Source organism: Sutcliffiella horikoshii (assembly GCF_044809035.1).
Lineage (GTDB): Bacteria > Bacillota > Bacilli > Bacillales > Bacillaceae_I > Sutcliffiella_A > Sutcliffiella_A horikoshii_G.
Genome location: NZ_CP085237.1, coordinates 605248 through 618468 on the forward strand (window position 1 = coordinate 605248; position 13221 = coordinate 618468).

Sequence of the window (13221 nt, forward strand, 5' to 3'; positions counted from 1 at the left end):
GGGCTTTACTTATAAAATAGTTAATCGAAGGTCTTCCATTGAGGTTTTACTATCATGGTCTGCTTTTAACTTCCGAAGGCCTTCTTCAATAAAAGCAATCATATGCTTGTGTAATTCGTCGTCAGTCAACGACATATTGACTTCATTAATTATTAGGTGCTTAAATATTAAAAACTCTTTGTCCTTAATAATATTATCTGGAATAGTCCATTTGTTTTTTCCACCATCAAATTCATTAATAATAGGACCATTAGAAACAGCTAAACCTCTAGAAAGCGCAATTTTCACTGCTGTAGGTCTATCAACTTCTAAAGCATCAGCTATTAAATCTAAAATTATTTTTCCTTCTTCTGATAACTGCATTCTTCTGTTCGACATATTTCTTATTCACCCTTAACTCTTAGCATATTCAAAATATCCATCTCTGATAATGGTGTACTTTTTTCGTTCATCGTAGTCTAGCATGTATTGCTTGTAAGAGTGACTTTCCATAAGCTCAACATACTCTTTGGTGATCTCTGTATCAGTAGAGAGTATAATTACTTGCTCACTTAACTCTTTATAATAGTGGTTTATAAGATGGTTTCTATGATAACTATCTAGTCTTCCTAATGGAGTATCAATTACCATAGGTAGTGCTAAATCTGAAGCTATAGTTAATGCCCATATTAAGGCTGATGATATCATCTGCATTTCACCAGCAGAACGTTCTTGAATGCTTATTTCCTGCATTTGATCATTATATAAACGTATAGAATAAGTGTTTAAATCAAATTCTATTTTTCCAAACTCATCTTGTTTTCTAAATAATTTCTTTAACATAAAGGAGAACTCTTCTTTAATGTAAGTCGCTTTCATTACTGTAACTTCACTTACGTATTGTTGCATTGTCTTAATTGTTTTATCTACATCTACAAGTTGTTGATTCAATTCATCAAGATTTGAATCTTGACCTGATATACGAGTTAACTTGTTTAATAGACTGGTTCTTTCCTCCACTGCACCATTGTATTTCTTTTGTATAGCTTTTCGTTTAAGATCAAGTTCCCCAAGTTTTCTTGTTAGTAAATCTATCTTATTGTTTTCTTTATCAATATTTACAGATTCAGGGGCTTTTCTAATATCAATTTCTAAAGCATCCAACTCTTGTTGCAGCTTCTCCATTTTATTAATTATATCTGAAACTTGGTATTTGTCCTTAACTGCGATATTTGTTAGCAATGCATAGTCTTTGCTAGTAACATCATGAATAATTTCCATATCTAGTTGGACATTACTAATTTTATTTTCTTTAATCCATACCTCTTCACCGAGAATTCTTAACTGCTCCAATTGTCCGCTTGAAAGTGGAGGATTAATACTCTTATTCAATAGTTGATTAATAAAATTACGATAAGGGGATAGTGATGCATCTTGTAGCATCTTCTTCTGAGAAATAGAATACTCATCTTTTAGCCTTATTTTCATTTTCTGTATCTTTTCTCTGAGCATTATGTTATACGTATTTTGCTGTAAGAAGAGACTTAAATCTTTCTTCAGCATTTCAAGCTCTGTTGCAACTCGAGATTGTTGTTTAATAATAACTTCTCTAGATTTAGAGTTTTTTGATAAAATCTCATTACGCTCTTGTTTAGCTTCCTTAATTAAGTTTTCATAATGTCTAATCTCTGTCTGTATTTTATTCTTTTTAATTTCTAACTCACTAATTGCTACTTCCTTTTCTTTAAGTTGACTTTGAATGTTAGTTAGGGTGGAATGACTAACCGATCGTGTTAGTTTATTCTCTATATTTCCTTTTAAAGTACGCAAATCAATTAGTAATTGTTTATAAGCTTCCATTCCAGTAATCTTATGAATAGCTTCTTTCATTTCTTCACTATTTTGTCTCAATATTACCTCTTTAACTTCTTCACCATCGAAAATAAAAAATGGAGCAGCATGATAGGGAATAATCTTATCAATGTACCGGTTATAAACTTCAATATTGTCAATTCTGGCATGCTTGGCCATTTTTGAACCAGCTTTTCTAACATTTAAATTTCTCTCTTCGTGGGTCATCTTCTTAAGCTGGTTAAAATACCACTTAACTTTTAAAGTCCATTCTTCTCCCGAATCAGTTTCTATAACTAGAGTAAGGGAGCACTCGCGTCCGCCTTCATTAAAAAATGTATTATTAATAACATTGGAAAAAAGCCTCTTGTACTCAGTGTCAGACATTCCTCTTTTACCGAAAAGAACATATAGTATTGCTTTTAGTATTGTTGTTTTTCCTGCTCCATTAAGTCCACCTAAGAGAATAATATTCTGAGTTTTTTCATCTCTGACCTCTTTTGGGATATAAAGATCAATCTCTTGGAGACCATAATAAGTTTTGTAATTATCAAAGATTAACTTTTTTAAAATCATAATTTATCACCATAGGATTTATTTGTTTTTCATTTGGAATTTAATTAATTCTTGGTATTCTGTAACTCTTGTAGAAGCACTAATATTTTCATAAGAATATTTTTCTGCAGTTTTAATTAGATCTCTTGCAAGCCTTAATGGAACTCCATTTTTGTTACATATCTTAGCTAAAAGTTCAAGCTCTCTTCTTTGTACTTCCTTCATCTATATCACCTTTATATTTAAAATACATTCAATAAATATTTTATCATAGTAAGCTGTTAATTTTACAATATATCACAAAACAATTATTGGAACTGAATGTGTGTGATAACTTTGTAGTGAATTCCTAAATAAATATATTAATGTAATTGTCATACTATTGCATAAACTGTAAAATAATGATAATGAATTATATTTGAAAAATTGAGGAGAGATTAAATGAGTTTAACGGAATTGAATATCTCCTATCAATATAGAACCGGACAGGACGAAGGGAATATCATAGAAGATTTTTATATTCCAGTCCTATCAAAAAGCATTTTATATAAAAGAGCAGTTGGCTATTTTTCTAGTGGATCTCTAAAATTGGCTGCTAAGGGGATTTCAGAGCTGATTGGTAAAGGTGGAAAGATGCAACTTATAGCATCTCCGCATTTAGAAAAAGAAGATATAGAAATGATAGAAAGCGGTTACAAGTCTAGAGATAGAGTAATAGAAGAATCTTTGCTCCGTTCTTTAGATAGAGAAATTTATACACCTTTGCAACGAGAGAGATTGAATTACTTAGCTTGGCTCATTGCGAATGATAGTTTAGATATTAAAATCGCAGTGATGTCAGATTCCAAAAAATTTGGAATCTATCATGAGAAACTGGGGATTATGGAAGATGATTTTGGTAATAAAGTTGCTTTTTCTGGATCTTCTAATGAAACTGAGGGGGGACTTTATAATAATTTCGAATCTATTGATGTTTTTTGTTCATGGCTACCTAATGAAAAGATTCGAGTAGAGCAAAAGAATAACGATTTTAATAGATTGTGGGAGAATAGAACAAATTATCTTGAAGTTATGGATTTTCCACAAGCTGTAAAAGAAAAAATTCTTTCTTATAAGATTTCCACATATATAAAGGTTGATCCGGAATTGATAGTGAGAGAAAACCAAGTCAACTATGGAGAAAAATATCCTGTTATTCCTACGGGGTATGTTATTCGCGATTATCAACAAGAGGCGATTAGATGCTGGTTTAGAAATGAATGCCAAGGTCTTCTGGAAATGGCCACAGGTACAGGAAAAACTATTACAGCACTTTCTGCAATATCTAAACTATGGGAAGTATCTAACAGGCTTGGAGTTATTATTGTATGTCCCTATACTCACTTAGTAGATCAGTGGGTAGAAGATATAAAGCGATTTAATATGGAACCTATAGTTGCATATAGTTCAAGGAGCTTATGGGAAGCAGAACTATCCAATAGTATAACTGCATTTCTGTCAGGAATCACAAAACATTTCTGCTTAATAACAACTAATTCAACTTATTCATCTAAGCATATGCAGCTGTTATTAAAAAGACTAAATGATGATGTGGTTTTTGTGGCTGATGAAGCGCATCATCTTGGAGCAGAAAATAATAGGAACAAGCTTATTAAATCAATTCCTTATCGCCTCGCTCTTTCTGCAACCCCTAATCGATGGTTTGATGAAGAAGGTACTACCAAGTTAATAGATTACTTTGGTGGAAATACCGTGTTTGAGTTTGGACTAGAAAAAGCAATTGATAAAGGCTTTTTATCTCAATACTTCTATTACCCTCATTTAGTTTATCTAGATGAAGATGAAAGTGAATTATATTATGAAATTACAAGAAAACTGGTCAAGATTTTCCCGAAAGATGGAAATGTAAAAGGAGAAGACGCAAAGTCAGCACAGTCACTATTAATTGAAAGAGCACGTATTTTAAGTAGAGCTAGAAATAAGCTTTCTAAGTTAAAAGAGTTAATGTATCAAGAAAAAACTTCAAAATATAATATCGTCTATTGTGGTGATAGTTGGACAGACGGAGAAAAACAAATAGATGCAGTTGTAAAGTTGTTAGGTAACGAATTGGATATGAGAGTCCATACCTTTACATCTAGGGAAGATAAACAACAAAGAAAAGAGCTTCTTCAAAAATTTGAAGAAGGAGACCTTCAGGTACTCGTTGCGATTAAATGTTTAGATGAAGGAGTAGACGTACCAGCTACCCAAAGAGCTTACATACTCTCTAGTAGCACCAACCCTAGAGAATTTATACAAAGGCGTGGTAGGGTTCTACGTAAGCACAAAAGTAAAGAATATTCGTATATCCATGATTTTATTGTCATTCCAAGAAATCTAGATGAGATCCGTCATATTGAACCATCATTATTTAATATGGAGAGAAAAATGGTTATTCGTGAACTTAACAGATTTCTAGAATTTGCAGATTTAGCTATTAATGGTCCTGTAGCACATGAGAGTATCCTTGAATTTAAAAAGGCTTATCATTTGTTAGATGTTTGAACATGAGGAGGAATCATCAATGAGTCAAGAACGAGAGAAAATAGAAGCTCTGTTAGCAGAACTACCGGACACACATACTTTAATCTTAAAAGAAATTTTAGAGGCTGAGAAAGCAGTCCTTCATTTAAAAACCATGCAAGGAACATCCATTGTAAGTGATATCGTTAATATTGTTAAGGAAAGGATTACTGAATAATGCTAATAGAATCAATTACTTTATATAACTTTCGTCAATATTATCAGGATCAAACTATAAACTTTTCTAAATCTACTACAAGGAATGTCACGGTGATTCATGGTGAGAATGGATCAGGCAAGACTGCTTTGTTAAATGCATTTAGTTGGTGTCTTTATGGAGTTATAAATTTACCAAATGGGTCCAATGTTATAAATGAACACGCCATTGCAATTGCAGATCCTGGTGAAACTATAGAAGGATGGGTACGCATTGTTTTTCAAGATAACGGAAGGACTTATACTGCGACTAGAAAGGCAACAGCTAGAAAAGAGAATAATAGTGATATTACGTATTTAGAAACAACAATATCCGTTGACTACAAAGATGAGTTTGGTTTATTAAAATCAATAAATAATCCTACAGTGGAGTTAAATAGAATACTTCCTGAGGATTTAAGAACTTACTTCTTCTTTGATGGTGAAAGGATTGATAACCTTTCGAAAGATAGCGGTTCCGATGATGTGAAAAAAGCAATTAAAAATATTATGGGACTAGAAATCTTAGAAAGAGCAATCAATCATACTGAAAAAGCAAGAGTGAAATTTCGTAATGAGTTAAAAAAGCATGGTGACGTCCAAACAGTAACTATCTTAGATGAATTAGATCAGTTAGAAAAGCGAAGAGGAGAACTCATTCAAGAAGACACCTTGCAAAAGAGCAATATTAAAGCGATTAATAAAGAGATATTTGAAGTTGAAACGAGAATGAAACAAATTGAGGGAGCTAAGCAACTGCAGGAACTAAGAGACGCAAAAACTGAAGAGTTAAATAAAGAGCAAGATGCAATTAAAAAGATTAAAAAAGAGACTATAGACCTTTTAAGTAAACAAGGTTATTTAGCCTTTACATTTTCTGCAATCGAAAAGGCAAATGAGATAATTAAAGAAAATAGTGAATCGAAACCAAACGGCGGTATAAGCAAAGCATTTTTAGAGGAATTAATGAGAGAGGGAGTATGTATTTGTGGCGAAAGACTCACTGATGGTTCCACACATTTGGATCACTTAAAGAACATAGTAGATAAAATATCAGAAACTCGTAGCAAGTATCAGATTATTGACTTGGCTAGTAATTTAAAAGTAATAAAAGAGCGAAAAGAGAATCTTCTTAGAGAAATGAAACGGTTAAAAGAAGAAGAAGTTCATCGAAATCAACTAGTTAAAAAACTAAACGAAGAAATTGATGAAATTAGTGTACGTCTCTCTGGTGAGGATTCTGAGGAAATAGTTAAATTAGAAGAAAAGAGGAAGAAACTAATAGATCAAAAAAGTTCTATTGACAGAAAAATTGGAGTAATCCATGCAGAATTAGAAAAAACGTTGGAAGAGATTACTGATAAAAATAATGAAGCAAAAAAGCTGCAATCAGTAGAACAAAAAGGAAAGCTTACACAAAAGAGAATGAATGCATGCCTTCAACTAGAAAATACTATGCAAGGAATATTAAATGTTCGTGAAAAGCTTGTGAAAGCTCAATTACAAGAAAGAATTACAAGTGTGTATTCACAATTCTTAAGAAAAGGTTATCAAGTGCAGCTGGCGGACAATTACGAATTAAATGTTATTAATGATAAAGGGAATATAGTAGGGATGTCACAAGGGGAACGTCAAATTACAAGTTTATCATTCATAGGCGCTATTGTTGATATTGCACGTGAACAGTTTAAAAAAGAAAATAAATCTGGTTTTGATGAAGGAGGAATTTATCCACTAGTCATGGATTCTCCTTTTGGAGCATTGGATTCTGATCATAGAGAAAGAATTGCTAAAGGAATTCACAAGCTTGCCGATCAAGTAATAGTAATTGTATCTACCTCACAATGGAGAGGCGAGGTTCACGAACAAATGGCTGGATTAATTGGCAAGGAATATAGACTATCCTACAATGACCCACGACAAAATAAAGAAAAACCTTATGAATTTACAGAAGCTATTGAGGTGAACAAAGTCCATGTCTAGAAGAAGAATAAGGCGCCCAAAAGAGCAAGAAAATATATATAAATCATTAACTGACTCCAGTGAATTTGGTATATTTGCTACGTATAAAGATGTATTTATGTTAGCTGGATCTATAGGTTTTATGGAAAAGAAACGCAAACCTTTTACTGGTTCAGCAGAAGGAATTCCTTGGACCGTGTTTACGTTGGAAACAGATGAAGCTTTAATAAATGCCGTTGCCTTAGCAGAAAGCAATGATATATCTATTTTGGAAGATAACAGTGATGCATTCGATAAAAAGATGATTATTTTTGAAGAATACGCAGCCGGTGGCCTAGAAGTAATAAATAATAAGCTAATGGAAAACCCAAAACTTGCCCTCAACTCATACTTTGACATGATTATTAGTATGGAAAACGAAATTAATGATAAAAATCGTAATCTTAAAGGCATAGCGGATATGCTTTCATTCTAAAAAACTAAAATTAAAGGATGTTCTACATGGACATATTGGATATTGTGAATAATGTAGTGAATCAGAATGAAGAAAGATACATTGATAGTAACTTGGAAAAAATTAAAGTTTTTTTGTCTGAAGGTAAAAGTGTTGATGATATTGCGACATTCTTAGATGTTGATTCTGCAATATTATTAAAAAGATTGACTTCTTTCGGTCTGACTAAGACACCCATTAGCAATAAAAAGCTAACATTAAATCAAATACAGAACGCTGTGCTTAATGTATTTATGGGGTCATCAATAAGTAAAATAGCGAGTGATTTAAAAATAACTTCGGAAATACTAGAGAATGAATTAATAAACAGGAAGTATCAAAAAAGATGGGTAATCTCAAATAATTATAAGTTACCGCCAAAATCAAATGAAATGTTACGAGCTCTAAATATCGATAAAAGGAGCTTAGATTATATTTCTAATGAGTTTAATATTGATTCTTATATATTGAAAGCAAGTCTAAGAGAGATTTGGGTTTATGAAACATCTAGAATAGATAACGACTCGTATACAGAATTAAATGATGAATTGCTTCTTGTGACTTCTATAGAAAATGGAAAATTAAAATTTATAGAATATAAAGGAGAGAAATTAATAGCTGGATCAAAAATTAACGAACTGCTTGGAATTAATACACGATATTACTTTAAATTAGAAAAAGAAAAATTCATTGAAAAATTACATTATTTTAGTATTGATAAAGGGGAATTATATGACATTAAATATACACTTCCTCAACTAGAATATTTGCTAGATGAGATATTCTATACTAAAAATGGTTTAGAATTATTTACTAAAATATCTAACAAAGAAGGTGTCAACAAAACAGCTTTAACTGAGTATTTCGACGGCGTACAATTGCTATCTAACAACTTAATTGGAATGAAGCAGAATGACAAACAACAACAGGAAAATTACAGTTTCTTTTTTGATCAATCCCATCCTGAAGGTGAACTAGGAATAATTTACGATATAGTCACCGAATTAAATAATGGTCTAACCATCTATGATTACTCACAAAAATATGCAAAAAGCAGAAAATTCCGTGCAAAATTTTCAGCGAATCTGCAAAAAAAGATTGAGGATGCAGGATTTAGATACAGTAAATCTAAAAAATGGGAAAAACAATTGAAGAAAGATGATATTGGAGATGCACAGACTATCAAAGAAAAAGTGAACGAAGTCCCAATTGAGACAATAGTAAAATATATTAACGAAATCAATTCTTTTTCAAAAGCAGAAAAAGAGTTCGGTATATCATCGATAGAAATTAGATTATTGTTAAAGGAAAATGGTTTCTCTTACGACAGCTTGTTTAAGATATGGACATTAAAATCCCGAGAGCAACTCCTTGAAGAAACTTCTAAAGATTTAATGACAGGAAAGATAAACTTTCATGATTTAGAGAAAAGCGGGTTAGTTGTTGAGACTTTAAAGAAGAAATTAGAAGAAATAAAGCTACCTTATTCTAAAATCGAAGTGGAGACTAAACCTATTGAGCAAAGCAATGAAATGCTTGGAAGTAATAAACAAAATAGAAGTCCCTTTTCTGAAAAAGAGATAAAGATTTTAAGAGAACTAATCTCTGAATGTGAGAAAAAAAATAAATTCATGGAAGATAAAAAAGATGAAAAAGTGGAATCAATAGTTTTATTAAACAAATCTTTATTGAGTAAAATTGAACTTTTCTCTGACGTAAAAGAGATCAGTCGATCAAAGGTGATTGAAATAGCACTAAATGAATATTTTGAAAATAACTCTTTGTAGATTCAATCATATGTTTTTATAATGAATTGGATTTCCTCAAAATGGTTATTTTTTCATCTATAAAGTTCATAAAACTGAGTCTGTATTTATGCCTTTTAGGAAGAGTTTGATTATGTCATTTTTAAACAAACTAGTCCACGGCAAAATTCCACAGAGAATAGTAGGAACAGGAGTATTTTTGGTAGAGTCGGAAGTTTAGTGTTGGTAAAAAGACATGTCTAGGCATGTCTTTTAATTGTGGAAAATAAAGGATAGTGTATGTTTTTGTAGAATTTTATTTTAGAAACAACTTTTATTATAGGGGGAGAGTAAATGGCATTAATTAAAGGGAACACTATGAAAAAAATCATGAAGGAAAGAAATGCAGTTCATTATGAAGTGGATAATACATATACGAGTTTTATAGATAAAGAAGGGAATAGAATTCTTCAGATAGATACATATGGATCGAACCAAAGAGAATTTAGGGGGAAGGTTAGTCAATCTATCCAATTTGATAAGGAATCAGCTCAGGAATTCTTAAAAGTAATAAAAAAGGAATTTAACATTAAACTTTAATAAGAAAGGGTGGATTGACATGAATTAACCACACCTCAACCTTATTCAGTTCTTTAAAGGGTTTGAAAGAATTATCGGAAACTATATTTGAATATCCTACATAACAGGTCCATGTTTACAGAAAAGGAAAAAATTATTTTGCAGACTTAGGGTAGTGTCCCCCTAGTTAGTTAATTAAATGCTTCTACTGTCTCAAATGCTAATTTTTTTGTAAGTTATATTTCACCCCCATTTAAAAAATATTACCACCCTTTTAGAATCTTAGGAAACAAATAATTATTGCTATGTAAAATTATAACGAGAGTAGAGGAAAGAATGAATACAAAAATAAGGAACTGTTTCTTAAAACTAATGAACAATTACCCACAAGCCAAAACCCAGCCCTTTGGAGGCCATGAATTAGGTTCCTTCGTTAGGAACGATGTTACAGACGAGTTAAAAAAGCTGCCTTTTGTTAATGGACAATATGTAGTAACTGGTTCCGTTGGCCAAGGGAACTGGGCTAGTGTTCCTTGGATTGCCATAATGAATAAGAAGGTTACCATCTCCACTCAAAGAGGGTACTACATTGGATATTTGTTTAGTGAGGATCTGCAGGAGCTCTACCTGACGTTTGCGCAGGGTGTTACGGAGACATCCAAGGAAGAAATGCTAAGAATTAAAGAGGCTATTAGAAGTGCAATTGGGATGGATGACCGGTTTCAAAAGGACGATAACATCTACCTTGGACTTTCCAAACGAGCAAGAGACTATGCTGCCTCAACTGCGGTGTATGTGAAATACAAGCTGGAGGATTTTCCTTCTGAAGACGTATTAGTAGGAGACCTTGAGAAAATGGTGAGGTACTATGAGGAGTTTATTAGTTTAAATGAAGGTGTGAACTATAAACCAACTGATCCACCTAAAGTTATCGCTATGCCAAAGGCTGATTATATGAGCAATAAGGCACTAGTGGAACATATTTATCAATACATAAGAAGTAAGGGATTCTTTTATGAAAAGGAAGAAATAACAAATCTTTTCCTATCCTTAAAGACGAAACCCTTTGTCAGTATTTCAGGTATTTCTGGAACAGGGAAAACAAAAATTATTGAGTGGTTTGCTGAAAGTGTTGGGGCAACGGCAGAAAATGGGCAGTTCACTTTAATCCCTGTAAGACCGGATTGGAGCGATGGCTCTGATTTGATTGGTTACAAGGATATTAAGGGTGATTTCGTGGAAGGTCCATTAACAAAAGTAATGCAAAAGGCTCTCGATAATCCAACCAAGCCCCATTTTGTTCTTTTGGATGAAATGAACCTTGCCCGTGTGGAGTATTACTTCAGTGATCTGCTTAGTGTGATGGAGAGTAGGAACTGGAAGGATGGGGAGATCGTTTCCTTCTGATATCTTGGACAGTTCCATGGTAGGAAGGTCCATTGGCTTCCCGGAGAACATGTACATTGTTGGAACGGTTAATATGGATGAAACAACTCATCCTTTTAGCAAAAAGGTATTAGATCGTGCGAACACTATTGAATTTAATCGTGTGCAGTTGGATTATTTGGATTTCCTGAATGGACCGTCTGTGGAACTTGAACCACAGAATATCGAAAATGGCATGCTTCGTGCTGACTATCTGTATCTAAAGGACCTTGCCTCCAAGCATATGGAGTTAATAAAGGAGACCTCTTTGACGTTAGTCGGTATTAACGAAGCTCTAAAGCCACTTGGCGCGCAAGTTGGTTACCGTGTTCGTGATGAAATCTGCATGTATCTCGCCTATAACCAGGAAGGAAAGTTGTTTTCGCAGGAGGATGCTTTTGATTATTGCTTAGTTCAGAAAATCTTACCGCGAATTTCTGGTAGTGACAGTAGAGTCGAACACACGATAAAGGAATTATTTAAGCTCCTTACAAATCAAGAGTTATCAGAGGATATAGAGGATTATACTGCGTACATCAAGCTCTCTAAGTACCCACGTAGCACAGAAAAGCTGGTGGAGATGTATAGGAGGTTAACGCACGATGGCTTTACCTCTTTCTGGATTAGCTAAAGGTGATGTGGAATTGGTCAAAATTGAAACAGCAGACTTTTCTTTGGTGATAAAAGGGAAGCCCTATCATGACCGGTATATCGGATTACAGCAATACCGCAATCTTGATTTCCACGATGAAATGCAGTTCAGGGTAGTGGGGGACCATGAAGAGGTAAAGGTTTTTGATGTCGAATCCTTGGAACTAGTAGACATCCACACTCATCGTCCGATCTTCTTTGAAAATGGTGTGTACACGGTTATGGTGTCTCCCAAAAATGGCAAGGAATTGATTTTCTATCATGAGCATCCAGTTTTTCGGAACGCGATTGACCGCGTGGAATTTGGACAGTCTTATGTTTTGCTAGGAAACTTACATTTTCAAAATGAAATCGGCTATTCTACTTTTGAGATTAGACAAGGCAAACGGACGCTGCTAGAGGTAACGATGGAAGTTTTCCCGACAAAGCTTAATTATAAGGAGGACTATCGGAAGCTTTTAGATGAAGTGAACGATGAGATCTATAATTTGGCGTTTCACTTTTTAAAGAAAACGTTCCTTAATGCGCAAACGAAATTAGAAGGTTCGCCATCTCCCGCTGAATTTTTCCGTTTGATCACAGTTTATTTTGATGCTTTCTTAAAAGCTGTCGAGCAAATTGAGCGACAGCCACATCATAAGCTAGTAAAAACACATGAGATAGTAAGAGGAGACCGAATTAAAGCGCTAGATACAAAAGGACGAAATTTCTTGAGGAAGAACAGCCACTTTTTCCAAGAAGTATGCCATGGCATCCCAATTGGGGACAAACAAATTATGCCGAGTAAAGGAATGACCGTCAATAAGCAAATCACCTTTCATACACATGAAAATCGTTTTGTTAAATGGATGATGACGCGACTTGCTAGTAAACTTGAAGACTTACTTTCTAGGTTCAGAAATAATCGCTGGAACAAGGCCGATCAAGACCCTGAGTTAGTAACAACCATAGATGTAATGAAGCGCTCGCTCACAAGGAAGCTTAGCACCCCTTTCTGGCGAGAGTTTGCGTTACCAGATAAAACCGTTCAAAGTCTCGTCATGCAGCTAGCACCTGGCTATCGAGATGCCTATCAAATCTACCTAACTGTTTCCAAAGGATTAGCCCTGCAAAACGGCATGTACAAAATGTCCGTGAAGGACGTGGCAACCCTTTATGAATACTGGACTTATTTGAAGTTAGGTCAAATCCTCAATAAGAAGTACGAGATGATTAGTTAGG

The 13221-nt window shown here is 33.7% G+C and carries 12 protein-coding genes; 9 read left to right on the forward strand and 3 right to left on the reverse strand.

Annotation, left to right across the window (positions count from 1 at the left end; translation table 11 throughout):
• Positions 1-9: 9 nt before the first annotated feature.
• The 3 genes from LG307_RS03370 to LG307_RS03380 are packed head-to-tail and all read right to left on the reverse strand — an operon-like array spanning position 10 to position 2610.
• Complete coding sequence (locus tag LG307_RS03370; RefSeq protein WP_404448096.1) at positions 10-378, reverse strand: hypothetical protein; 369 nt, start codon at positions 376-378, stop codon at positions 10-12.
• Between the two features lie 15 nt (positions 379-393).
• Complete coding sequence (dndD, locus tag LG307_RS03375; protein ID WP_404448099.1) at positions 394-2406, reverse strand: DNA sulfur modification protein DndD; 2013 nt, start codon at positions 2404-2406, stop codon at positions 394-396.
• An 18-nt stretch (positions 2407-2424) separates the two neighbouring features.
• Positions 2425-2610: a DNA modification system-associated small protein gene (locus tag LG307_RS03380; protein ID WP_404448101.1), complete on the reverse strand. Its 186-nt coding sequence runs from the start codon at positions 2608-2610 to the stop codon at positions 2425-2427.
• A gap of 216 nt (positions 2611-2826) precedes the next feature.
• On the opposite strand from LG307_RS03380, the gene LG307_RS03385 reads away from it, so the two are divergent.
• From LG307_RS03385 to LG307_RS03425, 9 genes are all read left to right on the forward strand, one after another.
• A complete protein-coding gene (locus LG307_RS03385; protein ID WP_404448104.1) occupies positions 2827-4932 on the forward strand; it encodes a DEAD/DEAH box helicase family protein in 2106 nt (701 codons plus the stop codon).
• Between the two features lie 19 nt (positions 4933-4951).
• Positions 4952-5128, forward strand: coding sequence for a hypothetical protein (locus tag LG307_RS03390; protein ID WP_404448107.1), 177 nt, complete (start codon positions 4952-4954; stop codon positions 5126-5128).
• Positions 5128-7128, forward strand: a complete 2001-nt coding sequence (locus tag LG307_RS03395) for an AAA family ATPase (RefSeq protein WP_404448110.1) — start codon at positions 5128-5130, stop codon at positions 7126-7128. The genes LG307_RS03390 and LG307_RS03395 overlap by 1 nt, the downstream gene beginning before the upstream one ends.
• Positions 7121-7582, forward strand: coding sequence for a DNA phosphorothioation-associated protein 4 (locus LG307_RS03400; protein WP_404448113.1), 462 nt, complete (start codon positions 7121-7123; stop codon positions 7580-7582). The genes LG307_RS03395 and LG307_RS03400 overlap by 8 nt, the downstream gene beginning before the upstream one ends.
• Before the next feature lie 26 nt (positions 7583-7608).
• A complete protein-coding gene (locus tag LG307_RS03405; protein ID WP_404448115.1) occupies positions 7609-9387 on the forward strand; it encodes a hypothetical protein in 1779 nt (592 codons plus the stop codon).
• A gap of 312 nt (positions 9388-9699) precedes the next feature.
• Positions 9700-9945: a hypothetical protein gene (locus tag LG307_RS03410; RefSeq protein WP_404448116.1), complete on the forward strand. Its 246-nt coding sequence runs from the start codon at positions 9700-9702 to the stop codon at positions 9943-9945.
• A gap of 315 nt (positions 9946-10260) precedes the next feature.
• Positions 10261-11331 (forward strand): MrcB family domain-containing protein, encoded by a 1071-nt coding sequence (locus tag LG307_RS03415; protein WP_404448118.1) that lies wholly within the window; start codon positions 10261-10263, stop codon positions 11329-11331.
• Positions 11309-11980, forward strand: a complete 672-nt coding sequence (locus tag LG307_RS03420; protein ID WP_404448121.1) for a hypothetical protein — start codon at positions 11309-11311, stop codon at positions 11978-11980. The genes LG307_RS03415 and LG307_RS03420 overlap by 23 nt, the downstream gene beginning before the upstream one ends.
• Positions 11952-13220, forward strand: coding sequence for a DUF2357 domain-containing protein (locus LG307_RS03425; protein WP_404448125.1), 1269 nt, complete (start codon positions 11952-11954; stop codon positions 13218-13220). The genes LG307_RS03420 and LG307_RS03425 overlap by 29 nt, the downstream gene beginning before the upstream one ends.
• Position 13221 lies beyond the last annotated feature (1 nt).